The sequence below is a fragment of the Nonomuraea fuscirosea genome, from assembly GCF_003001935.1.
Classification (GTDB): Bacteria; Actinomycetota; Actinomycetes; order Streptosporangiales; family Streptosporangiaceae; genus Nonomuraea; species Nonomuraea fuscirosea.
Map to the genome: position 1 here is coordinate 17750 of NZ_PVNG01000023.1, position 24966 is coordinate 42715.

Sequence of the window (24966 nt, forward strand, 5' to 3'; positions counted from 1 at the left end):
TCCCGGCCCGCGGCGGGTCAGCCTGACGGCGTGGGGCGAGTCAGCCTGCCGGCCTGCGGCGGTCAGCCTGCCGGCGTGGGCCGGGTCAGCCTGTCGGCGTGGCGTGGCGTGGCGTGGGGCGGGTCAGCGGCGGCGGGGGAGCTCGCTGCCGCGGACGTTCGCGGACAGCCACTCCACCAGCGGCCCGGCCGCGCGCCAGGTGCGCTCGACCCGGGCCCGCGCCCGCGCCGTGTGCACCCACTCCCGCGGCTCGAACCGCTTGGCCGCGTAGAGCGACTTGTGCCGCAGCAGGTCGATGCGCGGGTGGTCCTCCTCGAACCCTCGCGGCCTGGTCTTCAGCCGCTCGCCGCGCAGCTCGTACCCCTCGGCGGCCAGCGCGGCCGCGATCGACTCCAGCGGCTTGCCCGTCAGGTCCTCGTCCACGGCGGCGCGGAAGCGGGCCACCTGGTCGGAGGCGGTCGAGTAGATGCCGCCCGCCGCCAGCAGCCCGGCCGCACTGAGCTCCACGTAGAGCCCGATGCCGGGCATCACCTCGACGAACGCGCCCTGATGCGTCTTGTACGGCGACTTGTCCTTGGCGAAGCGCACGTCCCGGTACGGCCGGAAGAGGTGGGCCGGGCCGAACTCCGCCGCCAGCTCGTCGGTGAGCGCCAGCATGGGCGCCCGCACGGCCTGCTCGTAGAGCTCCTTGTGCTGCGCGAAGTACGTCTTCGAATTGTCCGCCTCAAGCCCCTCGTAGAAGATGAACGCCTCGTCGGGGAAGCCGGTGAAACCCATGTGACCAGGGTCCCACGCCGCGCGGGCGGCCCGGCGCCCCGGTCGGCCTTCGACGCGCTCCCGCCCTGGTCAGCGTTCGGTATACCGGCACCCGGCGGCCTGGTCAGCGTTCGGTCTACCGGCGCCCGGCGCCCGCGTCAGCGTCAGCGTTCGGTGTACTTGCGGCCCGGCGCGGGTGTCCTGCCGTACAGCTCGGAGACGGTGACGAACGTGTAGCCCTTCCTGCCGAGCCGGTCGAGCATCTCCGGCACGGCGTCCACCGTCGTGCGGTGGATGTCGTGCATCAGCACGATCGATCCCGGCTTGGCCTGGCTCGCGCGCTTGACCACGGTCGCGGTCTCCCGGTCGCGCCAGTCGAGGGTGTCCACGCTCCACAGGATCTGCGCCAGCCCCTCGCGGCGCGTCTCGGCCGCCACGGCCTCGTCCGTCGACCCGTACGGGGGCCGCATCACCCGCATCCGCACCCCCGTGAGCCGCTGCACGATGTTCTCGGTGTGCCTGAGCTCGCGTTTGACCGCCTCGTCCGGCAGCCCGGCGAGCGCCGGATGGCTCCAGGAGTGGTTGCCGATCTCGTGGCCGTCGCCCACGATCCGCCGCACGGTGTGGCCGCCCTTGTCGGCGGCCACCATCTGCCCGATGACGAAGAACGTGGCCTTGACGTCACGCCGGCCCAGCTCGTCGAGCAGCCGGCCGGTGTGCTCGCCGGGGCCGTCGTCGAAGGTCAGGGCCACGCACTTGATCCGGGCGCAGTCGAACCTGCGGCTACGCGGCCAGCCGGCCTGCATCGAGATCAGCCTCTTGGCCAGCGAGTCGGGATCGACGACGGCGCGCGTCAGCGGCACGACCGGCACCACGTACTGCTGCTGTATGCGCGGCACCGACAAGGTGACGCAGCTCACCAGGGCGAGCAGGGCCAGCGGCAAGGCCCATACGCGCATTCTTCCCCCCGAAGCACCGCATGCGGGGGCCTACGGATAATCCTGGACCGGTGCCCCCCGCAGCTCCCTGGCCAGGTCGTCCCACCAGATTGGGATATCCGTCTGCAATTCCTGGTAGCGGCGCGCCACGCGCATGGCACATCCGACCGGATCTGTGCCCAGATGCCGACGTTTCACCGGCCCTTCCTGCCAGCGGTAAAAACCATCCCTGTAGCGCACGACCAGGCCGATCCATACCGAGATGGTCTCGTCGTCGCCCACCTCGTAGGCGCAGGTGACGCCCAGACCATGCAGCTCGGCCTGGAGCTTCTCCGTCGCCGCTCGGGCCTCACTCACCCGCCACCCCCTGCCGACGTCGCGACATCTGCGGACGACCGCTGGGAGCGGCCCGCCGTACACAAGGGATGTACCCAGCAACGGGCATCAGCCGTCCAAGACATGGAGTAATCATGAAACTCCACCGGGTGATCAGGGGGGCGTTCCCGGTTTTTGGTCAGGGGTGAATACGCGCCCCCGGCGAGGTCGCCAGGACGGGGGCCGGCTCAGGCGGGCTCGTGCGTCTCACGCGGCTCGGCGACGACCATGACGAACCTGAGGTCCCGCTCGCCCCTGTTCGCGTAGACGTGCGGCCGGTCGGCGGTGAAGAGCACGGCGTCGTCCTCGCCGATCAGGTAACTCTTGCCGTAGACGGTGAGGGTCAGCTCCCCAGCCAGGACGGTCAGCATCTCGCGGGTGCCGGGCGGATGCGCGTCGCCGTCGTGGTGCTCGCCAGGGGCGAGCCGCCAGTCCCACAGTTCGAGGATCATCGGCACGTCCGCGCCCACGAGCAGCCGCGCGCGTACGTCCCCCTGGTCGAACGTGACCACGTCCGCCTTGTCCACCACCCGCACCACCGGCACGTCGGAGACCTCGACCAGCCTGGCCACGGTGACGCCGAGCGCGGAGGCGATCCGGGTGAGGGTCGAGACGCTCGGATTCGTCCGGCCCTGCTCCACCTGGACCAGCATGCCCCTGCTCACGCCCGACCTGGCGGCCAGCGCGTCGAGGGTCAGCCCGCGGTGGGCGCGCTGGGCGCGCACGTTGCTGGCGATGGCCTGGGTGATCATCTCCGGATCTTCCATGGGAGTTCAGTCTAGTGAAGGAAGAGTGCAACGCACTGTACTCTGTCTGTTGTACCAACAGTGCAACACAGTGAACTGAGAGGATGCCCGGTGACGGTGATCCTGGCCACGGCCTGCGCGATCGTGTACGGCACCGCCGACTTCTTCGGCGGCCTGGCCACCCGCCGCGCGCAGGTGCTGTCGGTCGTCACGCTCTCCCAGCTCGCCGGCCTGGCGCTGATCCTCGGCCTGCTGCCGCTGCTGCCCGGCGTCTACAGCGATCCGGCCCTGGCCTGGGGCCTGGCGGCGGGGCTGTCGGGAGCGGCCGGGCTGGTGCTCTTCTACCGGGCGCTGGCCACCGGCGTCATGTCGGTGGTGGCGCCCACGACGGCGGTGACCTCGGCCGCGCTGCCGGTGGTCTTCGGGCTGGCCGCCGGTGAGCGCCCGCGGGCGTGGGCGCTGGTCGGCGTGGCGCTGGCGCTGGGCTCGGTGCTGCTGGTGAGTCAGGACAAGTCCGGCGGCGGGCGCGGCTCGCTCGCCTCTGTGCTGGTCGCGCTGGCCGCGGGCGCGGGCTTCGGCGGGTTCTTCATCCTGCTGTCCATGGCGCCGCACGAGTCCGGCCTGTGGCCGCTGGTGGGCGCCCGCCTGTCGTCGGTGAGCATGGTGGCCCTGCTGGCGCTGCTCACGCGGCGCGCGCTCAGACCGGGCCCGGGGTCGCTGCACATCATCGTGGCCGCGGGCGTGCTCGACATGGCGGCCAACGTGCTCTATCTGCTGGCCCAGCAGGACGGCCTGCTCAGCCTGGTCGCCGTGCTGGTCTCGCTCTATCCGGCCAGCACGCTGCTGCTGGCCAACCGCGTGCTCGGCGAGCGGCTGCGGCCGGTGCAACTCGGCGGCGTCCTATGCGCACTCGCCTCGGTGGCGCTCATAGCCGTTGCGCAGCCCCTCTAGCGCTTGCTACGTTTCGCCCGTGCGCCGTGAGCGGGCACGTTCCGATGAGGAGTCACTGAAGCACGTCGCGGTGCCGTACGACTCCGACGAGTCCTTCGTGGACCTGATCGCGCCGCGCGTCCGCTCCGCCCTGGACGACGGCAGGCGCGTGCTGGTCGTCACCTGCGCGGCCAAGCTGTCCCTGCTGGCCGAGGCCCTGGGCCGCGACGCGGGCCGGATCGACAGCCGGGTCTCCACCTCCTGGTACGGCCACCCGTACCGGACGCTGGCCGCCTATCACGAGTACACGCGCGGCCGCCGCACCCTCGTGGTCGGCGAGCCCGTGTGGACCGGCAGGAGCGAGCGCGAGATCAGGGAGCTGATCCGCTACGAGTCCGTGCTCAACGCCGCGCTCCGCCCGGCCGCCACGACCATGCTCTGCCTGTACGACCTCCGCCACGTCCCCGACCTGGTACGCGACTTCAGCGCGATCAACCATCCGGTGCTGCTGAGCACGGACGGTGAGGTGACCAGCACCCGGTTCGTCGAGCCGCACGACCTGGTCCTCGACCACGACCGCGTCCCCCTGCCCGCGCCGGCGAGCCGGGCCGAGACGATCCGGTTCACCGCGCGGGAGCTGAAACGGCTGCGTCAGAGCGTCGGCGACTACGCCAGGGCGGCCGGCATGGACGGCAACCTCATCACCTCGCTGGTGATCAGCGTGTCCGAGATCGCCGCCAACAGCGTCGAGCACGGCGCCGGGTACGGCACGATCACGATGTGGCCGGCCGAGGGGGAGGTCGTGTGCGAGATCACCGACCCCGGCGGCTCCCTCGACGACCCCTTACCGGGCTACATACCACCGGAGCCCGAATCCCCACGGGGATACGGGCTCTGGATCAGCAGGCAGCTCTGCGACCTGGTGGAGCTGCGCACGGAGGACGACGGGTTACGCGTCCGCCTCCATCTCCGGACGGAGGCGTAGACGACCCCGGACCAGAAGGTCAGGCGGCGTGCTGGGCCTGCAAGGGGACGCGCACGGCGCCCTCCTCGCGGGCGTATTCCTCCAGCATCACCCGCAGCTGGCGCCGCCCCCGGTGCAGCCGCGACATGACGGTCCCGATGGGCGTGCCCATGCGCTCGGCGATCTCCTTGTACGCGAACCCCTCCACGTCGGCCAGGTAGACGGCCACGCGGAAGTCCTCGGGCAGGGACCGCAGGGCGTTCATCACGACGCTGTCGGGCAGCCGGTCGAGCGCCTCCGTCTCGGCGGAGCGCAGCCCCGACGAGCTGTGCGACTCGGCGGCGTGCAACTGCCAGTCCTCGATGTCCTCGGCGGCGGACAGCTTGGGCGAGCGCTGCTTCTTGCGATAGTCGTTGATGAAGTTGTTGGTCAGGATGCGGTGCAGCCACGCCTTGAGGTTGGTGCCCTCGCGGAACTGGTGGTACGACGTGTACGCCTTCGCCACCGTCTCCTGCACCAGGTCCTCCGCGTCCGCGGTGTTACGGGTCAGGCGCATGGCGGAGGCGAAAAGCTGCGAGGTCACGGGCACGACATCGCGCTCGAACCAGTCTTGACGCTGCTCATCGGTCATGGTGATCAATTCATTCCCCCTTGCGCTATCCCCCGTTTCGGCACAAGCCGCCTGATAGCGGTTCCATCATCGCAAGACCCAGGTAAGGGACGCGTTAGGGAGGTTCCGCGTTGATCAGAAGGGGGGTTCGTCCTACTGCTCGCGGCGTGCGTTATCACGTCCACGGCGGGACAAGTATCGTTATCATAACACTACCTATCCAATCTTGCAGTAATAGTGGCGAGAGTCACATGGGATAGCGTATGAGCATGATTTCCGTGGACCGCCACGACGCGGGTGCACGCCGATGGGTGGCTGAGGCCATCCGCAAGGTCGAGGCCGACGCCAATCGAAGTTGCGACACTCATCTGCACGTCTTTCCGCTGCCCTCGCATTGGGGAGTAAACCTCTACTTGAAAGACGAATCGGTGCACCCAACCGGTTCACTCAAACATCGACTTGCTCGTTCCCTCTTCCTGTACGGCCTGGCCAACGGCTGGATCGGCCCCGAAACGACGGTGGTCGAGGCGTCCAGCGGATCGACCGCCGTGAGCGAGGCGTACTTCGCCCGGCTGCTCGGCCTGCCCTTCATCGCGGTCATGCCCGCGTCCACGTCACCGGAGAAGATCCACCTCATCGAGTTCTACGGCGGCAAGTGTCACCTGGTCGACGACCCTGGCACGATCTATGACGAATCTCACCGCCTGGCCGCCGAGACCGGCGGCCACTTCATGGACCAGTTCACCTACGCCGAGCGGGCCACCGACTGGCGCGGCAACAACAACATCGCCGAATCCATCTATTCCCAGATGTCCATGGAGCCCCATCCCGAGCCGGCCTGGATCGTGGTCGGCGCCGGCACCGGCGGCACCTCCTCCACCATCGGCCGCTACATCCGCTACCGCCGGCACGCCACCCGCCTGGCCGTCGTCGACCCGGAGGGCTCGGCCTTCTACCCCAGCTGGACCTCGGGCGACAGCACGCTCACCGCTCCCGGCTCGCGCATCGAGGGCATCGGCCGCCCCCGCGTGGAGCCCTCGTTCCAGCCCATGGTGATCGACCGCATGATCGCCGTGCCGGACGCCCGCTCGATCGCGGCCATGCACTGGGCCCGCGAGGTGACCGGCCTCGACGTCGGGGGCTCGACCGGCACCAACCTGGCGGCCTGTGTGGAGCTGGTCGCGGAGATGCGCGCGGCGGGCGAGCGGGGCAGCATCGTGACGCTGGTGTGCGACAGCGGGGACCGGTACAAGGGCACGTACGGCGACCCCCGCTGGCTGGCCGCCAACGGCCTCGACGTGGCCCCTCACCTGGCCGAACTGCGCGCGTTCCTGACCGGCTAGAGCCGAGCGGCGGGTCAGGGCCTGGCCGGGTCGACGCCGAACAGCTCGGCCACGTCGTCCAGGATCGCGTGCGCCCCCTGGATGCCCACGGCGCTCATCCAGGTCAGGTCGCCGACCTCGTGCTTGGTCCCCTTGAGCCGGTCCCACAGCGGGTTGGCGGTGAACTTCTCCTTCGGCCCGTCGCTCGCCGGGTCGGGGTAGGTGGCCACGAAGATGTGCTCGGCGTCCAGGTCGGCGATCCGCTCCTGGCTCACGTCGACCGCGATCGCGTCCTGTTCGGCCGGCTGCCCCTCGGGACGCGGGAAGCCGACGTCCTTCATGACCACGCCCGAGTAGGAGTTCTCCACGTACAGCCGGGTCGTGGGCTCGCCGGCGAAGCGCACGATCGAGATCGTCGGCAGCTCGCCCTCCTTCGCCTTGATCGCGGCTCCGATGGCGCCCGCCCGCTGCTCGTACTCCTTGATCCGGGTCTCGGCCAGGTCCTCCTTGCCCAGGGCCCGGCCCATCAGGCGCAGGTTGTCCTTCCAGATCGCCCCGGTGGTCTCGCTGAACACGGTCGGCGCGATCTTGGCGAGCTTGTCGTACAGCGCCTCGTGCCGCACCTTGGCCGAGACGATCAGGTCGGGCTTGAGCGCGATGACCTTCTCCAGGCTCGGCTCCTCCAGGGTGCCGACCGGAGTCGCCTCCTTGCCATGCCGCTCGGCGACCGCGCCGAGGTAGCCGGGCAGCTTCGAGTCGATCGAGCGGTACGTCGTGTACCCCACCACCGGCGTCTCCAGCGTCAGCACCGCGTCCACGAAGCTCTGGTCGAGCGCCACCACCCGCTGCGGCTTCGCCGGGATGACCGTCTCGCCCATCGCGTGCCGCACCGTCCTGAAGGGCTCGGCGCTCGGGGCCGGCTCCGCCGAACCGCAGGCGGCCAGACCCGTGATCAGCAGCGCTACGGCGAACAGGCGCGACGGTCTCATGAGTACCTCTTCCTCAAAGTAAGGCAAACCTAAATTAGGTAAGCCTTAGCCTAACCTGGCATACTTCAGCGGAATCACGAACGTCGAGGAGGAGCCGGGTGAGCGCAACAGCCGTCGCCCCGCGTCTCCATGACCTCCGCGGCCGCCGGTTCACGGTGCTGCTGGTCCTGTTCGCCTCCGTCGCCGTCGCGGTGGTGCTGAGCATCACGATCGGCTCCAAGTCCGTGCCGCCGGCCGACGCCTGGCACGCGCTCACCGCCCCGACCGGCACCGAGAACGACATCGTCATCCGCTCGCTGCGCGTCCCCAGGACCGTGCTCGGCGTACTCGCCGGGCTCGCGCTGGGCGTGGCGGGCGCGCTCATGCAGGGCCACACGCGCAACCCGCTGGCCGACCCCGGCCTGCTCGGCGTCACGCAGGGGGCCGCGTTCGCGATGGTGTCGTCGATCATCCTGTTCGGCGCGTCGAGCCTGCTGGTCTACATCTGGTTCGGCCTGGTGGGCGCGCTGGTGGCCAGCGTGGCGGTGTTCGCGCTGGGCATGGCGGGCGGCAGGGGCGGGCCGACCCCGGTCACGCTGGCGCTGGCCGGCACCGCCGTCAGCGCCCTGCTGTACGCCCTGACCTCGGCCATCGTGCTCCTCGACGAGCAGGCGATGGACGTGTTCCGGTTCTGGCAGGCGGGCTCCATCGCGGCCAGGGGCGGCGACGTGGTGTGGCAGGTGCTGCCGTTCATCCTGGCCGGCCTGGTGCTGGCGATGGTGAACGCCCCAGGGCTCAACGCGCTCTCCCTGGGCGAGGACGTGGCCCGCAGCCTCGGCCAGAACATCCCCATGACCCGCGCCGTCGGCGTCGCCGCCGTCACCCTGCTCTCGGGCGCGGCGGTCGCCGCCTGCGGGTCGCTGGCGTTCGTCGGGCTCATCGTGCCGCACCTGGCCCGGCCGCTGTCGGGCACCGACCATCGCTGGCTGCTGCCGTACTCGGGGCTGATCGGCGCGGCGCTGCTGCTGGTCGCCGACGTGATCGGCCGCGTGGTCGCGCCGCCGGGAGAGCTGGAGGTGGGCGTGGTGCTCGCGCTGCTCGGCGCCCCGTTCTTCGTCGCCCTGGTCCGCCGCAGGAAGCCCGTCCGGCTGTGATGACCATCCTGCCCCTGCGCGTCGGCGGCCTGGCCTGGCAGGTACGGCCGCGCGGCGTCGTGCTCACCCTGACCGGCGTCGTCCTGCTGGCCCTGCTCATGGCGCTGAACATGCGCATCGGCGACCTGCCGATGACGCTGGCCGACGTCGTCACGGGCACGTTCGACGCCGCCAGCCCCGCCCACTTCGTGATCATGGAGCTGCGCCTGCCCCGCGCGCTCACCGGGGCCCTGGTCGGAGCCGCGCTGGCGCTGTCGGGCGCGATCATCCAGTCGATCGCGCGCAACCCGCTGGCCAGCCCCGAGATCCTCGGCGTGACCACCGGCGCCTCGGTCACCGTGGTGGCCGGCGTGGTGGCCAGCGGCAGCGCGTACGGCGGCGTCAGCGGCCTGCTGTCCAGCCTCGGCATCCCCGCCCTCGCCCTGCTGGGCGGCCTGCTCGGCGCGGCCGTCGTGTACGGCCTGGCCTGGCGGCGCGGCCTGGACGGCTACCGCCTGGTGCTGGTCGGCATCGGCGTCGCCGCCGTGTTCACCAACGTCAAGTTCTGGCTGCTGACCGTCGGCGACGTCAACGACACCAGCCGCGCCATGGTCTGGATCAGCGGCTCGCTGAACGGCCGGGGCTGGGAGCACGTGACGCCGACGGCGCTGGCGCTGGTCGTGCTGGTGCCGCTGACCCTGCTCGGCACCCGCTCGCTCGACGCCCTGCGCTTCGGCGACGACACGGTCACCGCGCTCGGCGTCCGGATGAACCCGGCCCGCGCCCTGATGATCCTGGCCGCCGTGCTGCTCGCGGCCGTGGCCACGGCGTCGGCGGGGCCGATCGCGTTCGTGGCCCTGGCCTCGCCGCAGATCGCGCTGCGGCTCACCCGCTCGGGCCGGCCGCCGCTGCTCTGCTCGGCGGTCGTCGGCGGCGTGCTCACCACCGCCGCCGACCTGATCGCCAGGACCGTCTTCTCCCCCATCGAGCTGCCCGTCGGCATCGTCACGGCCGTGCTGGGCGCGCCGTACCTGATCCACCTGATCTGGAGGTCGCGAAAGTGAGACTGCAGGCCGCCGGGGTCAAGCTCGGGTACGGCGACCGCCTGATCGTGGACGGCCTCGACCTCGGCATCGAAGCGGGCACGGTGACCACCATCATCGGCCCGAACGGCTGCGGCAAGTCCACGCTGCTGCGCGCCCTCGGCCGGCTGCTCAAGCCGCAGGGCGGCGAGGTGCTGCTGGACGGCAAGCGCATCGACAGGATCCCCACCCGCGAGGTGGCCAAGATCCTCGGCATGCTGCCCCAGGCTCCCACCGCGCCGGAAGGGCTCACGGTGGCCGACCTGGTGGCCAGGGGCCGGCATCCGCACCAGACGTGGTACCGGCAGTGGTCCTCCGACGACGAGGGCGCGGTCGCGGCGGCGCTGGACATGACGGGCCTGGCCGACCTGGCCGAACGGCCGCTGGACGAGCTGTCGGGCGGGCAGCGGCAGCGAGCGTGGATCTCCATGGCCCTGGCCCAGGGCACGGACCTGCTGCTGCTCGACGAGCCCACCACGTTCCTCGACCTGGCGCATCAGGTGGAGGTGCTGGAGCTGGTCCGGCACCTGCACGAGGAGGCGGGCCGCACCGTCGTCATGGTGCTGCACGATCTCAACCTGGCCGCCCGCTACGCCGACCGCCTGGTGGCCATGCGGGCCGGCCGGGTGATCGCCTCGGGGACGCCGCACGAGGTGCTGACCGAGGATCTGCTGCGGGAGGTGTTCGAGCTGGACGCCAAGATCATCGCGGATCCGGTCGCGGGCACTCCCCTGGTGGTCCCCATCCGCCCGCTCTCCCACCCGGCCCCCTGACCTGCTGACGTCGCCGGCGCTCAGGTCTCGGCGGCGCTCAGGTCTCGTGCAGCGCCCTGGTGACGTCCGCGTCGTCGGGGGCCAGCTCCGCGGCCCTGAGCAGGTCCTGCCTGGCCTGACTGACCAGCCCGGCCGCCCGGTGCACCAGGGACCGGTTGAACAGCAGCTCCGCCGTCTCCTCCAGCTTCAGCGCCCGGGACAGGTCGGCCAGCGCCGCCTCGTGGTCGCCGCGTTCGAAGGCCAGCTCCGCCCGGCCCGCCCAGGCCGGCAGCAGCTCGGGATCGGCCTCGAGGGCCTGATCGAAGGCGATGCGTGACTCCGGGTAGTGGTTTTCGGCCAGCTCCACCTGCCCGAGCACACACAGCAAGTGCGGATCGCCGGGAGTGAGCGCCAGGCCGCGCTCCACGTCCTCGCGGGCCCGCGCGTAGTCGCCCGCGGCCACGTGCAGCCCGCAGCGGTTGACGTAGGCGGGGGCGAACTCCGGGTCCAGCTCCAGCGTGTGGTCCAGGTCGGCGCGGGCTCCGGCCAGGTCGCCGCGGGCGTAGCGCACCTCGGAGCGGTTGTAGTACGCCTCGGGGAAGGGCGGGCTCAGCCGCGTCACCGCCTCGTAGTCGGCCAGCGCCTCCTCCTCCCGGCCCAGCTCGTGCAGCAGGTTGCCGCGGTCGAGGTAGTAGTCGGGATAGCCGGGGTCGAGCGCGACGGCGCGGTCGTAGTCGGCCAGCGCCGCCTCCCGCTGCCCGGCCAGGGCCAGCAGCTGGGCCCTGTTGCCGTACAGCACGAGCCGATGGATCGGGTGCTCGTCCGGCAGGTCGGTCTCGGCCAGCTCGACGGCCTGGCGCACCAGCTCCATGGCCGCGCCGTGGCGGCCCCTGCGTACCTCGACCAGGGCCTTGCCGTTGAGGTCGAACCCGAGGTGGAAGGCCCGCTCCCGGGCGTCGGGCAGCAGGGAGGTGATGGTGACGGCCTCGTTGATCCAGGCCAGGGCCTGCTCGGGGTCGCGGCGGGCGTGGTCGTGGTGGCGGACGAGGATCATGGCGGTGCCGTACGCGATCGTGGCGCGGTGCTTGGGGTCGGTGCTCACCCGCCTGGCCCGGTCGTAGAGCTCGCGGGCCTCGTCCTCGCGCTCGATCGCCTCCAGAGACGCGGCGACCCGCTGGAGGAGCTGCTGCCAGCGGTCGGGATCGTCCTCGTACGCCAGCCCGCGCAGCGCCTCCAGCCCCGCCTCCGCCATGGCGTGGTGGAAGCCCTCGTCGCGGTAGCGGTCGAAGTCGGCCCGCAGCGGCCCGGCACCGGGGGCCGACGGCCCCTCCTCGATCGTGAGCAGGCCGGGCTCGACCCGCCGCCGCAGCACGGTCACCAGCTCACGGTCGGTGTGGTCGGCCTCGCCGAGGTTGGCGACGGTCATGGTCAGGGGGCCGGAGCCGGCCAGGTGGTCGCGGACGAACTCGGCCAGCCCGTTGGCGATCCGCAGGCTGCGCCGCGCGCCGGGCACGAGCACCCGCTGCCCTCTGGGCAGGTCGTCGGCCAGCGAGCGCCTGCGGGCCGGCACGAGGTCGCGCAGCGATGGCGCGGCGGCCCGGATCTCGATGTCGTGCGCGGCCACCAGGTCGGGCCGTCGTTCGAGGGCGGGCGGGACCAGGTGGGCCAGGAGCGCCGCGCCGAGCGTGTAGGGGCCGCCGATCCGGCGGTTCGCGTCGAGGAAGATCGTGTCCACGCCGTCCCTCTTTCGTCGTCCGGCGTGGCCGACGCCCCTGCGGGGACGCCGGCCGGTTGGTCAGGAGTGGTGCCGCGGCGCGGCCGAGGCGGCCGGCTTCACGGTTCCTGGCCGATGAACGACGATCTTCTTCATGGGGGGCCTTTCACCAACAATGGGACCGAACGATCTTTTGATGACCGATACATGTCAACACATCAAAAAGTGGTCGATCAACACTTATCTGGTAAGGCGTGATCCGTAACCGATTACTGCAGGGCCGTAAGTCACTCACCGAGAATGGCGTCCACGAACACCTCGGGATCGAACGGCGCCAGGTCGTCGGGCCCCTCGCCCAGCCCCGCGAGCTTGACCGGCACACCCAGCTCCCGCTGCACCGAGATCACGATGCCGCCCTTGGCGGTGCCGTCGAGCTTGGTCAGCGCGATGCCGGTGATGTTGACCACCTCAGCGAACACCTGGGCCTGGCGCATGCCGTTCTGGCCCGTGGTGGCGTCGAGGACGAGCAGCACCTCGTCGACCGTGGCCTTCTTCTCGATGACCCGCTTGACCTTGCCCAGCTCGTCCATCAGGCCGGTCTTGGTGTGCAGGCGGCCCGCGGTGTCGACGATGACCACGTCGACCTTCTCCTCGATGCCCTTGGCCACCGCGTCGAACGCGACGGAGGCGGGGTCGCCGCCCTCGGGACCGCGCACGGTGTCGGCGCCGACCCGCTCGCCCCAGGTCTGCAGCTGGTCGGCGGCGGCGGCGCGGAAGGTGTCGGCCGCGCCGAGGACGACCTTCTTGCCGTCGCCGACGAGCGAACGGGCCAGCTTGCCCGTGGTCGTGGTCTTGCCGGTGCCGTTGACCCCGACGACGAGGACGACCGCGGGCCGCTCGCCGTGCTTCTTGACGTGCAGGGTGCGGTCGAGGTCAGGGTCGATCTGGGCGAGCAACTGCTCGCGCAGCAGGCCGCGCACCTCCTCGGGGGTGCGGCTGCCCAGCACCTTGACCTTGGTGCGCAGCTCCTCCACGACGGCGCGGGTCGGCGCGACGCCCACGTCGGCCGTGATCAGCCGCTCCTCGATCTCGTCCCACACGTCGTCGTCGAGACGGTCGCGGGACAGCAGCTCCAGCAGCCCGCGCCCGAGCGCGCTCTGCGAGCGGGCGAGCCGCTCGCGCAGCCGCACCATCCGGCCGGCGGACGGCGGCGGAACCTCGACCTCCGGCTCGACGACGACCGGCTCGGCGGGCTTGACCGGCGGCGGCAGCGTGGTGGTCGCGCCCTCGGCCTCCTCGTCCGCTCCCGCCGGCCGCTTCTCCTCGGGCAGCGTCGGAGCTTCGGGCGGCACCACCGGCGGAGGCGTCTTACGCCCCGGCCGCAAGAACAGCAGGAGACCGCCGACCGCCAGCAGGGCGACGACGGCCACGATCACGATGACGCCGAGGTAACCATCCACAACATGTCAGTTTTCCAGATCGACCGGCCCGATTGGACCAGCAGGGTCACAACCCGCCTCATGTCGGCCGTCATGTCCCGTCTCACCCCGTCGGCCACGCCACGAGTCACCCCGCCGGCATGCCCGTTCCACCCAGCGGGATCGCCCGTATCGCCCCGCCGCCGAATCCCCTGTCACCCGGTCAGGCGGACTCGCGTTCCCTGAGCCGCTGGCTGACCACCTGCGTCACGCCGTCCCCGCGCATCGACACGCCGTAGAGGGCGTCGGCGATCTCCATCGTGCGCTTGTTGTGGGTGATCACGATGAGCTGCGAGCTCTGCCGCAACTCCTCGAACAACATCAGCAGCCGCTGCGTGTTGGTGTCGTCGAGGGCCGCCTCGACCTCGTCCATCACGTAGAACGGCGACGGCCGCGCCTTGAAGATCGAGATCAGGAACGCCACCGCCGTCAGCGACCGCTCGCCGCCCGACAGCAGCGACAGCCGCTTGACCTTCTTGCCCGGCGGCCTGGCCTCGACCTCGATGCCCGTGGTCAGCATGTCGCTCGGCTCGGTGAGCACCAGCCTGCCGTCACCGCCGGGGAAGACGCGGCCGAAGATCTGCTCGAACTCGCGCGCCACGTCCTCGTACGCCGAGGAGAACATCTGCTCCACCCGGTCGTCGACCTCCTTGACCACGGTCATGAGGTCGCGCCTGGTCTTCTTGAGGTCTTCGAGCTGGGAGTTGAGGAACGCGTGCCGCTCCTCCAGGGCCGCGAACTCCTCCAGGGCGAGCGGGTTGACCTTGCCGAGCTGGTTCATCTGCCGCTCGGCCGCCCTGGCCCGCTTCTCCTGCTCCTCGCGCACGTAGGGGACGGGCGGCTCGCCGGGCACCATGGCCTCGGGGCCGTACTCGGCGATCAGGGCCTCGCTCTCGACCCCGAACTCCTCCAGCGCCCGCTGTTCCATCTGCTCCAGCCGGAGCCGCTGCTCGGTGCGGGCCACCTCGTTGCCGTGCACCCGGTTGACCAGTTTGTCGAGCTCCTGGCCGAGCTCGCGCACCCGCAGGCGCACCTGCTTGAGCTCGGCGTCCACGGCCACCCTGGCCAGGTCGGCCTCGTCGCGTTCCCTGGAGGCGAGCTGGACGGACGTCGCCAGGGCCGCGAGCACCTTCTTGGCACCCTTGCTGACGGCCTCGGCCACGGCGGCCTGCCGTCTGCGCCTGGCGCGCTGAGCGGCCGCCTGGGCGCGTTCCTCGCGCTCGCGCCTGGCCGCCCTCAGCAGGCCGTCCGCGCGGCCCTCGATGCCCTTGACGCGCTCCTCCGCGGTGCGCACCTGGAGGCGGGTGTCCATCTCGCGCTGCCTGGCGCTCTCGCAGGCGCTCGCCAGGTCGTCGCGCTGGTCGGTGGTGGGCTCGGACTCCAGCTCCTGGGCGTATTCGGCCTCGGCCAGCCGGATCTCCAGCTCGGCCAGCTCCTCCAGGCCCTCGGCGCGGGCCTCCTCCGCCTTGGTCACGCTCACGGCCAGGCGCTCGGCCTCGTCGCGGGCCGCGTTGGCGGCGGCCTCCAGCTGGGCCAGCCGCCTGGCCGCCGCCGCGTTGCGCTGGTCGGCCTCCCGCTGGCGGCCCCTGACCTGGTCGAGCACGCCCTGGGCGGCGCTCACGCCGGCCTGGGCGGTGGTGACGGCCGTCTGGGCCTCGCTCACGTGGGCCTGGGCGGCCTCCAGGGCGGCCTGCGCGGCCTGCTCGCCGGCGACCGCCTCGTCCAGCGCCAGCGCGCCCTGCTCGGCCCTGGTCTCGGCCTCCTCCAGATCCCTGACGGCCTCGTCGAGCGCCGCGCGCACCTGGAGGACGGAGGTGCCGCCCTCGGAGCCGCCGGCGGCGACGTGGGCGCCGACGAGGTCGCCGCCCGTCGTGACGGCGCGCAGCCGCGGATGGCGGTCGACGACCGCCCGCGCGGTCTCCAGGTCGTCCACCACCACGACGTCGGCCAGCACGTGTTCGAGGGCCGAGCGCAGATGATCGGGGACCGTCACCAGATCGGCCGCCCACCGCCCGCCGCCGGGAGCCGCCGCCCGCGCGGGCCCGCTCCTGTCGTGCCGGTCCGCGCCCAGTGCGACGAGGAGGGTCGCCTGGCCGGCGCTCCGCGAGCGCAGCAACTCCAGGGCCTCCACCGCGGTGTCGAGCGACTTGACCGTGATCGCCTCGGCGACGGGACCGAGGACGGCCGCGACGGCGGGCTCGGCGCCTGGTGTCACCTGCATCGAGGCGGCGAGCGGCCCCAGCACCCCGCCGAGGTCGGCCTCCAGCAGCGCGGCCCCGCCGTCGCCCTTGGCCAGGCCCAGCTCCAGTGCCTCACGCCGGGCGGTCAGCGCGGCGACGGAGCGCTGCGCCTGCTGGTCGGTGGCGCGGGCGGTGCCCACGGCAGACTTGGCGGCCTGGAGCGCGGCGCGCGGCGCGTCGAGGGCCGACTTGGCCTCCTCCGCCGCCGCCCTGGCCGCGTCGGCCACCGCCCTGGCCTCCTCGACCGCGGCCTGCGCGGCGGCCAGCTCTTCCACCAGCGCGGGATCGACGGCCGGCTCCTCGACCTGCTGGGCCTCCAGGTCTTCCCTGGCCTGCTGCTCGCGCCGGCCCGCGTCGGCCACGGCCTGCCGCAGGCGCCCGATCTCCTCTTCCGCGGCGCGGCCCCTGCTGCGTACGGAATCGACCTGGCCGCGCAGCTTGGCCAGGCCCTCGCGGCGGTCGGCGGCGGCCCTGGCGGCCAGCGCGAGCCGCTGCTCCTCCCGGCTCAGCTCCGCCTCGGCCTCGGCGCGCCGCTGGACGGCCTCCTCCAGCAGCTCCTCGGCCTGCTCCAGCTCGGCCCGCAGGATCAGCTCCCGCTCGCGCACCTCTGCGGCCTCGCGCTCCAGGTCTTCCGGGTCGCGGCCGCGGCGTTCGATAGCGGCGGCGTCGAGCGCGTGGCGGTGGCGTTCAGAAGCGAGCTGCTCCAGGCCGGTGATGCGCTCGCGCAGGGAGGAGAGCCGGAAGTAGGTCTCCTGCGCCGCGGCCAGCCGCGGCTGGGTCTCGGCCTCGGCCGCCTCCAGCGCGGCCTCGCGCTGCTGCCCCTCGGTCAGCTCGGCCTCCACCTGCTGCCGCCTGGCCGTGATCGCGGCCTCGTCGGCGGCCTCGCGCTCCAGCGTGGCGCGCAGGATGCCCACGTCGTCGGCCAGCAGCCTGAGCCGGGCGTCACGCAGGTCGGCCTGGATGACGGCGGCCTTGCGGGCGATCTCCGCCTGCCGGCCCAGCGGCTTGAGCTGGCGGCGCAGCTCGGTGGCGAGGTCCTGGACGCGGGTCAGGTTGGCCTGCATCGCGTCCAGCTTGCGCAGCGCCTTCTCCTTGCGCTTGCGGTGCTTGAGCACGCCGGCGGCCTCTTCGATGAACGCGCGCCGGTCTTCAGGGCCCGCGTGCAGCACGGCGTCGAGCTGGCCCTGCCCCACGATCACGTGCATCTCGCGGCCGATGCCGGAGTCGGACAGCAGCTCCTGGATGTCGAGCAGGCGGCAGGTGTCGCCGTTGATCGCGTATTCGCTCTGCCCCGACCGGAACATCAGCCGGCTGATCGTGACCTCGGTGTAGTCGATCGGCAGCGCGCCGTCGGTGTTGTCGATGGTCAGCGTCACCTCGGCGCGGCCGAGCGGCGGCCGGGACGAGGTGCCGGCGAAGATCACGTCTTCCATCTTGCCGCCGCGCAGCGACTTGGCGCTGTGCTCGCCCATGACCCAGGCCAGGGCGTCGACCACGTTGGACTTGCCCGAGCCGTTGGGCCCCACGACGCAGGTGATGCCGGGCTCGAAGCGCAGGGCGGTCGCGGAGGCGAAGGACTTGAAGCCGCGCAGGGTGAGGGTCTTGAGATACAAGCGCGACCCCTTTCCCCTGAACGGACTGCGGAAAAGCCTACTGGTCCACGCCGCCCCGCGGCGGCATCCGCGCACGTAAGGCGTTTGACCAGGGCTTTGGCATTCAGGGAAAATAACAAGGGACGCCTCGATGAGACGTCCCTGGGTTGCGCTCCGACCGCTCTCAGGTGAGGGCCGGCTCGCGCTCCTGCATACGGCTTATCGCCTCGTCGCGGGTTTGCGCCGCAAGAGCGTCATTGGTGGCCTGAAGTCGGATGAGTTCTGCCTCCAGATCCCGGATACGCTGCTGCAGGCGGCGCATTTCCGAGACCATCCGAGGGTCAGGACCGCCGACGTGGCCGAGTAGAGCCTTCGCCATGGTAAAGGGTCCTCCACGCTGAGTGACCAGACTGGTTCGCGCACTTCTATTCCGCGGGAGGGGTGCGCGTGGTACCTAACAAGAGTCGCACCGGCAGTGTGGGCGGTCAAGTCGAACAAACCGCTGAGCCCTACTGATGGGCACTCCCGACATACAACTATACCCTATTTGGGGCGTTTGACAAAAGCGGCTACCGCTCGACAAACCCGCCCAAACTACCTCGGGGTTCGCTCCATCGTTCCACTACTCCATCCACTCTGCCCGGCGTGTCGCAACTTCTCAGCAGCTCCAGCAGCTTGACGCACGCCGCGCGTGATCCCTCCGCGACCACCTCCACCCGGCCGTCGTCGGTGTTGCGAGCCCATCCCACGAGATCGAGCTCCAGCGCACGCGCCCGCGTCCACCAGCGGAAGCCCACACCCTGGACGCGGCCACGCACCCAGGCGGTCAGCCGGACGTCTTCCTCGCCCTCCGCCATCTCATCCCCCTCACGCCACCAGGACCCGGTCACCGGCTCCCTGCCCCGAGAGCTGCTCGGCAGCCGACTCCGCCGCCTCGCGGAAGGCTCTGACGGCCGCGCTTTCCCCGTTCTTCACCCAGGCGAGACCGAAGATCGACGCGGGCAGCCCCGCGACGGGCACGAAGCTGACGTCGGGGCGCTGGTGCTGCAGGGCCGTGGGCGCGCAGAACAGCATGCCGCCCCGGCCGAGCGCCACCTGGGTCAGGCCCTCCTGGGTGGTCGCCACCCTACCGGCCAGGGGAATCGGACGTCCGGAAGGGGTCACGGAGGGTGCCACCCGCTCGTGCCACCAGCGCGGGGCCGGGCCGTCCAGCCCGATCAGGGGCACGGACGCCAGCTCCTCCGCCCCGATGCCGGCCCGCCCCGCGAGCGGGTGGCGGGTGGACAGGCCGAGCGTGTAGCCGACCCGGTTCAGCTCCCCGCCGGCGGCCAGGTCGGGCTCGTCCAGGGGCAGCAGCGTGAACGTGACGTCCACCTGCCCGGCCCGCAGCCGGCCGAAGGGGTCGGTGAACTGCACCTCCACCAGCTCGACCGCGCAGCCGGGGTTGCGCCGCTCGAAGGCACGCACGCTGCCCGTCACGACGTCGGTCGGCGTGGCCAGGAACCCGACCCTGAGCACACCCGTCACCTCCCTGGCCGCCGTCCTGGCCCGGTTCACGGCGCCGGCCAGGCCGTCGTAGGCGGGGCGCAGGTCGGCCAGGAACCGTTCGCCGAGCGGGGTCAGCCGCACCCTCCTGCTGGTCCGGTCGAACAGCCGGCCGCCGATCCTGGTCTCCAGGGAGCGCATGAGCTGACTCACCCTTCCCGGCGACAGGTAGAGGCGCTCGGCCGTCCGCGCGAAGTGCAACTCCTCGCTGAGCACGAGAAAGCACTCCAGCTCCCTGAACTCCATCCCAGCACCTCCGGCAGATCGTTGAGCCTGCCTAAACCAAGCCTTCGGCATTCGTCATTGTTCCCGCACGTGGTCCGGCCGGAGGCTGGGCGGCATGACGACCACCGACATCTCCGGCGCCGTACGCGCGCGCCGGCTCGCCGTGACCTCCGTCGCGATGGGCACCTTCACCATCGTGAGCAGCGAGATGCTGCCCGTGGGACTGCTCACCTCGATCGCCTCCGACCTCGGGGTGTCCACGGGCACGGCCGGGCTCACGATGTCGCTCACCGGGCTGGTCGCCGCGGTCGCCGCGCCCGTGCTCGCGGTGACCGCGCGGGAGATCGACCGCAGGACGATCCTGCTCGGGCTGATGGCGGTGCTGGCGGTGGCGGACCTGGCCGGCGCGCTGGCCCAGAACCACCTGGTCATGCTGGCCGCCAGGGTGCTGACCGGAGTGAGCATCGGCGGGTTCTGGGCCTTCGCGGCCGGGCTCGGGACGCGGCTGGTCCCCGAGCGGGCCGTCGGGCGGGCCACGTCGATCATCTTGTCCGGCGTGTCGGTGGCCTCGGTGCTCGGGGTGCCCGCGGCGACGTTCGTGTCGTCGTACGCGGGGTGGCGCAGCGCGTTCGCCGCCGCCGGGGTGCTGGCCCTCGGTCTCGTCGTGCTGCTGGCGGTGACGCTGCCGCCCTTGCCGCCCCCGGCCGGGTCCTCGACCTCGGCGGCGCGGGAAAAGCGCCTCTCGTGGCTCTCAGGGCCGCTCAACGTCGTTCTGCTGCTGACCGCGCTGACCGTCTCCGGCCACTTCGCCGCCTACACCTACGTCCGCCCGTTCCTGGAGCGGGTCTCGCTCGCCGGCGCCGCCTTCATCGGCGTCGCACTCCTCCTGTACGGCGCCGCCGGCGTGGCGGGTAACTTCGCCGCCGGCGCCCGCGCGGCGAGGAATCCCCGGGCCACGCTGATCGTGCTGACCGGCCTCATGACGCTGTCCATGGCCGCGCTGGCGCTGAGCGCCCTGCCTCCCCTGGTCGCGCTGGTGGCGTGGGGGCTCGGCTACGGCGGTGTCGGCGTCACCCTGCAGCTGTGGATCATGCGGGAGGGCGGGGGCGAGCTCGGCACGGCGCTCTTCGTCGGCTCCTTCAACGTCTCCATCGCGCTCGGCTCGTTCGCCGGCGGCCGGATCGCGGACGGGCTGCCCATCTCCGCCGTCATGTGGGCCGGAGCCGGGCTCACGCTGGTCAGCGCGATCGTCGCTGGCATCTGGGGCAGGAGTAGGACGAGCGGTTCATGAACGCCTCGCGCTTGATGGGGCTGCCGCAGCGGGAGCAGGGCAGGTCGCGGCGCCCGTACACCTCAAGCGAGCGCTCGAAGTAACCGCTCTCGCCGTTGACGTTGACGTACAGGCTGTCGAACGACGTGCCGCCCTGCAGCAGCGCAGCGCCCATCACGGTGCGCACGGCGGCGAGCAGTTCGGCCACCTTGGGGCGGGTGAGCGTGTTCGCCGGGCGGGCCCAGTGGAGCCTGGCGATCCACAGCGCCTCGTCGGCGTAGATGTTGCCGACGCCGCTGATCAGGGACTGGTCGAGCAGGGCCCGCTTGATCTCGGTGCGTTTCGTCCTGAGCCTGCGGGTGAACTCGTCCTCGTCGAACACGGCCTCGAACGGGTCGGGCGCGATGTGCGAGATCGGCTCGGGCACGTCGCCGGCCAGCGGGGTGAGCATGACGTGGCCGAACGTGCGCTGGTCGACGAAGCGCAGGTCGGGGCCGCCGTCCTCGAAGCGCAGGCGCACCCGCAGATGTTTCTCCGGCGGCGTGTCGCCGTCCACCACGAGCAGCTGGCCGCTCATCCCCAGGTGGGCCATGAGCGACTCGGCCGCCCCCGACAGCGGGAGCCACAGGTACTTGCCGCGGCGTTCGGCGGACAGGAGCACGCGGCCCTTGAGCCGGGCGGCGAACTCGTCGGCGCCGGGCAGGTGACGGCGGATCGCGCGGGGGTGGAGCACCTCGGCGCCGGCGATCTCACGCCCGGTCACCCATTGCGCGAGGCCGCGCCTGACGACCTCGACCTCCGGCAGCTCAGGCACTTCCGACCTCGCCCTCTGGACGCTGGGGCAACCTAGCTCTCACCTTCTGGACAACATCCGGGAGCTCCAGAACCATCCTCCGAAGCCCTCCGCCCGACGGCGCCGCACCGACATCAAGTCCCGGCCCGCCGGCACGGCACCGACATCAGCTCCCGGCCCGCCCGGCGGCTCTCAAGACGCCGGCGTGCCGGTGTCAGACGCCGGCCGCCGATCAGGAGTCAGCCGGCCGGCTGGCTCTCGCGTTGCTCGCGGCGGGCCCTGATGCGGGTCCAGGCCGCCTCGGCCGCCTGCTGCTCGGCCTCCTTCTTGCTGCGCCCGTTGCCCGAGCCGTAGGACTCGCCGCCGACCCGCACCATGGCCGTGAACGACTTGGCGTGGTCGGGGCCGCTCTCCTCGACGTGGTATTCGGGCACGCCGAGCGCCTCGGAGGCGGTCAGCTCCTGCAGCGAGGTCTTCCAGTCGAGCCCGGCGCCGAGCGAGGCCGAGCGCACGATCAGCGGGTCGAACAGCAGGTGGACCACCCGGAACGCCTCGTCGAGGCCTTTGTCGACGTAGACCGCGCCGATCAGCGCCTCAAGGGTGTCGGCCAGGATGGACGACTTGTCGCGCCCGCCGGTGCCCTCCTCGCCCCTGCCGAGCCGCAGGAACCGGCCCAGGCCGAGCCCTCTGGCCACGTCGGCCAGGGCGCGCATGTTGACCACCGCGGCGCGCAGTTTCGCCAGCTGCCCTTCGGGCAGGTCGGGGTGGTTGCGGTAGAGAGTGTCGGTGACCACCAGGCCGAGCACCGAGTCGCCCAGGAACTCCAGGCGCTCGTTGGTGGGCAGGCCACCGTTCTCGTACGCGTAGGAGCGGTGCGTCAGCGCCCGCTCGAGAATGTCGTGGCCGAGACCGACGGCAAGGACCCGCTCCAGCTCTTCTCTGGCGACCTCGACGGCCACCGGCTTAGGACCTGCGCCCACGTGTTTCCTCCTCGGACATCTTCACACGGCGCGTCGGCTGCGGATGATGCCCGAAAACGTGGTGGGCGTCGGGGTACGGAACGTAGGCCCCGGCGTCCACCACGGCCGCGGGCGAACCGCCGCCGCACACATCTAAGAGACGGTAACGCCGACCGAGGCACTTTGGCACCCGGTCGGCATCACGTCAACTGCTGGAGCGGAACCTCCGGCGCCGGCCACCGTCACGCACTGAGCGCGGCGGCGACCCGGCGGGCGGGCCGCGTCAGCGGATCAGGCGGACGGCTCGATGACCTGACGACGGTTGTAGGTGCCGCAGGTGGGGCACGCGATGTGCGGCTGCTTGGGCGAACGGCACTGCGGGCAGCTCACCAGGGCGACAGCAGTCGTCTTCCACTGGGAGCGACGGGCGCGGGTGTTGCTCCGCGACATCTTTCGCTTCGGGACGGCCACGTCACTTCTCCTGATCGTTATCTTTGTCGGAAATCAGACCTTGCAACGACGCCCAGCGGGCGTCGATCTTCTCGTGCCGGTGATCGTCGCCGGCCTCGGCCAGCTTGACCCCGCACTCCGCGCAGAGCCCCGGGCAGTCGTCACCGCAGACGGGGCTCAGCGGCAGTGCGAGCACCACCGCGTCGCGGAACGTCGGCTCGAGGTCGAGCAGCTCGCCGTCGAGCAGTGAGTCATCCTCGGAGGCGTCCTCGTCGGAGTAGAAGAACAGCTCCTGCAGATTGACCTCGATCTCGGAGGAGACCGGGTCGAGGCACCGCGCGCACTCCCCGGCGAGCGGGGACTGCGCCGTGCCCGAGACGAGCACGCCTTCCATCACTGCTTCGAACCGGAGATCCAGCTCGACATCGGCGTCCTTGGGGACACCGATCATGTCGACGCCGAGATCCGCCGGTGCCGGGAGGGTCAGAGTCATCTGCCTCATCGTGCCCGGCCGCTTTCCCAGGTCATGAGTGGAGATCACCCACGGGGAGCGGGGGTCGAGGTGCTGAGTCATCCTGCTCTCGCTAGGCATGGCGACAAGGATCGCCGTCGTACAAGGCCGAAATGAAAGGATAGCAGCTCGCACTCAGCCCCTGAGCCGCTCGATGAGCAGGTTGTGCACCAGGTCCGGCACGAGACCCGAGACATCGCCACCGTATCGGGCGATCTCCTTCACCCGCGAGGACGACAGGAACGAGTATTCGGGGTTGGTGGGCATGAACAGCGTCTCCACGCCCGACAGACGGTAGTTGAGCTGCGCCATCTGCAGCTCGTAGTCGAAGTCGCTGACCACTCTGATGCCCTTGACGATGGCGGGGATGTCGTTCTGTCTGCAGAAATCGACCAGCAAGCCATGGAATTTCCGAACTTTGACGTTCGGATACTCCTTGGTCACGGTCTGCAGGATCTCGATGCGTTCGTCAACCGTGAACAGGCTGCTCTTCTCGACGTTGATGAGGACTGCCACGGTCACCTCGTCGTACAGCCGCGCCGAGCGGCCGATGATGTCGAGATGACCATTGGTGATGGGGTCGAACGACCCCGGGCAGACTACGCGGCGCAAGACGCCTCCCAGGTCTACGGGTTCCCGGCGGCGCGACCGTACCAAACGGACGCTTCGCCATAACGACGGACCCTCTCCTCAACGTAACCTTCAGGCCACATGAGGGGCTTTCCCCTGGTTTCCCTCTCGAACGCCACCAAAGCCTCATCTGCCAACCATTCGTTGTCGCGCAGCAGCTCCAGCACCTTCTGGACCTCGTCGCCGGAGACCGCGTACGGCGGATCGGCGAAGACGATGTCGTAACGCCCGTCGGCCGGCTTCGCCAGCAACCGCTCCACCTTGTCGGCCACCACGCGGGCGCCCGGCAGCCCGAGCGTCCCGACGTTGGCCTTGATCGTGCGCACCGCCTTCGGATCGGACTCCACCAGCACCGCCTCCGCCGCGCCCCGCGACAGCGTCTCCAGCCCGACCGCGCCGGAACCGGCGTACAGGTCGAGCACACGGGCGCCGGGCAGCCCGTGCAGGGAATCGAGCGTCAAGAGGATCCCTTCTCGCGCCCTGTCACTGGTAGGCCTCGTCCCGCGCCCCGGCGGCACGGCCAGACGCCGCCCACCCGCCGTGCCTGCGATGATCCGCGTCATGTGACCCATTGTTCCGCATGTTCACGCAGGTCAAGAGTGGACAAGTGTCTGCCTCGGATGCGCAAGGGTGATTCACATCGGCCGGACGGGCACGCATGATGAGTCTGCGGCCTTCAAGGTGACCCACATGAAGGCCGACCGGCGTGATCGTGAGCCCTTCCGCACGCCGGTTCCCTCGGCACCTGACCCGAGGGTGGGCCCAGCCGGGGACGGCATTCGGGGGGAGGCCGTCCCCGCGGCTGGGCATCCAATCATCTGCGGCGTCGTTGTGATCCCGCTCACTCTCTCTGCGCCTCTGCCGCAGCTTCAACCCCGACTTCAACCCCGACTTCAACCCCAGCCCCATCCTTTACGGCGGTGCCGTGGCTTCCCACCCGCCGCACTCCGGCTGACGGCCCTCCAGGAAACGGCCTCTGACCC

At 71.1% G+C, this 24966-nt stretch carries 25 protein-coding genes; 7 read left to right on the top strand and 18 right to left on the bottom strand.

From position 1 onward, the window contains the following. Positions 1–123: 123 nt before the first annotated feature. The 4 genes from B0I32_RS41960 to B0I32_RS41975 all read right to left on the bottom strand — a co-directional run bounded on the left by B0I32_RS41960 (position 124) and on the right by B0I32_RS41975 (position 2836). On the bottom strand, positions 124–777 hold the full coding sequence (locus B0I32_RS41960) for a DUF2461 domain-containing protein (RefSeq protein WP_106249227.1): 654 nt from the start codon (positions 775–777) through the stop codon (positions 124–126). Positions 778–920: 143 nt separating this feature from the next. Next, positions 921–1715, bottom strand: coding sequence for a polysaccharide deacetylase family protein (locus tag B0I32_RS41965; protein WP_106249228.1), 795 nt, complete (start codon positions 1713–1715; stop codon positions 921–923). Positions 1716–1745: 30 nt separating this feature from the next. Then, positions 1746–2051, bottom strand: a complete 306-nt coding sequence (locus B0I32_RS41970; RefSeq protein ID WP_106249478.1) for a hypothetical protein — start codon at positions 2049–2051, stop codon at positions 1746–1748. Between the two features lie 206 nt (positions 2052–2257). Beyond that, entirely contained in the window at positions 2258–2836 is a 579-nt protein-coding gene (locus B0I32_RS41975; RefSeq protein WP_106249230.1) for a helix-turn-helix domain-containing protein, read from the bottom strand. Between the two features lie 90 nt (positions 2837–2926). Here B0I32_RS41975 and B0I32_RS41980 point away from each other — a divergent pair, with 90 nt between their 5' ends. Then, the gene (locus B0I32_RS41980) at positions 2927–3766 is read left to right on the top strand and encodes a DMT family transporter (RefSeq protein WP_106249231.1); all 840 of its coding nucleotides are present in this window, start codon (positions 2927–2929) and stop codon (positions 3764–3766) included. A gap of 19 nt (positions 3767–3785) precedes the next feature. Further along, entirely contained in the window at positions 3786–4730 is a 945-nt protein-coding gene (locus tag B0I32_RS41985; protein ID WP_181308387.1) for a sensor histidine kinase, read from the top strand. A gap of 19 nt (positions 4731–4749) precedes the next feature. Here the strand turns inward: B0I32_RS41985 and B0I32_RS41990 are convergent, their stop codons facing one another. Further along, positions 4750–5340, bottom strand: a complete 591-nt coding sequence (locus B0I32_RS41990; RefSeq protein ID WP_181308389.1) for a sigma-70 family RNA polymerase sigma factor — start codon at positions 5338–5340, stop codon at positions 4750–4752. Between the two features lie 248 nt (positions 5341–5588). On the opposite strand from B0I32_RS41990, the gene B0I32_RS41995 reads away from it, so the two are divergent. After that, positions 5589–6662, top strand: a complete 1074-nt coding sequence (locus B0I32_RS41995) for a PLP-dependent cysteine synthase family protein (protein WP_106249480.1) — start codon at positions 5589–5591, stop codon at positions 6660–6662. A 14-nt stretch (positions 6663–6676) separates the two neighbouring features. Here the strand turns inward: B0I32_RS41995 and B0I32_RS42000 are convergent, their stop codons facing one another. After that, on the bottom strand, positions 6677–7630 hold the full coding sequence (locus B0I32_RS42000; RefSeq protein ID WP_106249236.1) for an ABC transporter substrate-binding protein: 954 nt from the start codon (positions 7628–7630) through the stop codon (positions 6677–6679). A 98-nt stretch (positions 7631–7728) separates the two neighbouring features. Here B0I32_RS42000 and B0I32_RS42005 point away from each other — a divergent pair, with 98 nt between their 5' ends. From B0I32_RS42005 to B0I32_RS42015, 3 genes are read left to right on the top strand one after another with little or no spacing between them, the layout of a single operon-like run. Further along, positions 7729–8763 carry a FecCD family ABC transporter permease gene (locus B0I32_RS42005; protein ID WP_106249238.1) on the top strand — a complete coding sequence of 345 codons (1035 nt, stop codon included), beginning with the start codon at positions 7729–7731 and terminating at the stop codon, positions 8761–8763. Continuing rightward, positions 8763–9806, top strand: a complete 1044-nt coding sequence (locus tag B0I32_RS42010; RefSeq protein WP_106249239.1) for a FecCD family ABC transporter permease — start codon at positions 8763–8765, stop codon at positions 9804–9806. Before B0I32_RS42005 ends, B0I32_RS42010 begins: the two co-directional genes overlap by 1 nt. Then, complete coding sequence (locus tag B0I32_RS42015) at positions 9803–10597, top strand: ABC transporter ATP-binding protein (protein ID WP_106249241.1); 795 nt, start codon at positions 9803–9805, stop codon at positions 10595–10597. Before B0I32_RS42010 ends, B0I32_RS42015 begins: the two co-directional genes overlap by 4 nt. Before the next feature lie 37 nt (positions 10598–10634). On the opposite strand, the gene B0I32_RS42020 is transcribed toward B0I32_RS42015, so the two are convergent. The 6 genes from B0I32_RS42020 to B0I32_RS42045 all read right to left on the bottom strand — a co-directional run bounded on the left by B0I32_RS42020 (position 10635) and on the right by B0I32_RS42045 (position 19391). After that, positions 10635–12311, bottom strand: coding sequence for a tetratricopeptide repeat protein (locus B0I32_RS42020; RefSeq protein WP_106249242.1), 1677 nt, complete (start codon positions 12309–12311; stop codon positions 10635–10637). A gap of 266 nt (positions 12312–12577) precedes the next feature. Beyond that, a complete protein-coding gene (ftsY, locus tag B0I32_RS42025) occupies positions 12578–13750 on the bottom strand; it encodes a signal recognition particle-docking protein FtsY (RefSeq protein ID WP_106249244.1) in 1173 nt (390 codons plus the stop codon). Positions 13751–13931: 181 nt separating this feature from the next. Continuing rightward, on the bottom strand, positions 13932–17621 hold the full coding sequence (smc, locus tag B0I32_RS42030) for a chromosome segregation protein SMC (protein ID WP_106249246.1): 3690 nt from the start codon (positions 17619–17621) through the stop codon (positions 13932–13934). 163 nt (positions 17622–17784) lie between these two features. Then, a complete protein-coding gene (locus B0I32_RS42035; protein WP_106249247.1) occupies positions 17785–17979 on the bottom strand; it encodes a hypothetical protein in 195 nt (64 codons plus the stop codon). 190 nt (positions 17980–18169) lie between these two features. Beyond that, positions 18170–18457: an acylphosphatase gene (locus tag B0I32_RS42040; protein WP_106249482.1), complete on the bottom strand. Its 288-nt coding sequence runs from the start codon at positions 18455–18457 to the stop codon at positions 18170–18172. 10 nt (positions 18458–18467) lie between these two features. Further along, positions 18468–19391, bottom strand: coding sequence for a LysR family transcriptional regulator (locus B0I32_RS42045; RefSeq protein ID WP_106249249.1), 924 nt, complete (start codon positions 19389–19391; stop codon positions 18468–18470). A 94-nt stretch (positions 19392–19485) separates the two neighbouring features. Between B0I32_RS42045 and B0I32_RS42050 the strand changes: the two genes are divergently transcribed. Beyond that, entirely contained in the window at positions 19486–20661 is a 1176-nt protein-coding gene (locus B0I32_RS42050) for an MFS transporter (RefSeq protein WP_181308390.1), read from the top strand. On the opposite strand, the gene mutM is transcribed toward B0I32_RS42050, so the two are convergent. The 6 genes from mutM to rsmD form a co-directional block, all read right to left on the bottom strand. Next, complete coding sequence (gene mutM, locus B0I32_RS42055; protein ID WP_106249250.1) at positions 20609–21454, bottom strand: bifunctional DNA-formamidopyrimidine glycosylase/DNA-(apurinic or apyrimidinic site) lyase; 846 nt, start codon at positions 21452–21454, stop codon at positions 20609–20611. The genes B0I32_RS42050 and mutM overlap by 53 nt on opposite strands. Before the next feature lie 218 nt (positions 21455–21672). Continuing rightward, entirely contained in the window at positions 21673–22392 is a 720-nt protein-coding gene (rnc, locus tag B0I32_RS42060; protein WP_106249252.1) for a ribonuclease III, read from the bottom strand. 291 nt (positions 22393–22683) lie between these two features. Next, the gene (gene rpmF, locus B0I32_RS42065; RefSeq protein ID WP_033409409.1) at positions 22684–22863 is read right to left on the bottom strand and encodes a 50S ribosomal protein L32; all 180 of its coding nucleotides are present in this window, start codon (positions 22861–22863) and stop codon (positions 22684–22686) included. Position 22864: 1 nt separating this feature from the next. After that, on the bottom strand, positions 22865–23434 hold the full coding sequence (locus B0I32_RS42070) for a YceD family protein (protein ID WP_393272530.1): 570 nt from the start codon (positions 23432–23434) through the stop codon (positions 22865–22867). A 54-nt stretch (positions 23435–23488) separates the two neighbouring features. Further along, on the bottom strand, positions 23489–23965 hold the full coding sequence (gene coaD / locus B0I32_RS42075) for a pantetheine-phosphate adenylyltransferase (protein ID WP_106249253.1): 477 nt from the start codon (positions 23963–23965) through the stop codon (positions 23489–23491). A gap of 14 nt (positions 23966–23979) precedes the next feature. Continuing rightward, positions 23980–24546: a 16S rRNA (guanine(966)-N(2))-methyltransferase RsmD gene (rsmD, locus tag B0I32_RS42080; protein WP_106249255.1), complete on the bottom strand. Its 567-nt coding sequence runs from the start codon at positions 24544–24546 to the stop codon at positions 23980–23982. Positions 24547–24966 lie beyond the last annotated feature (420 nt).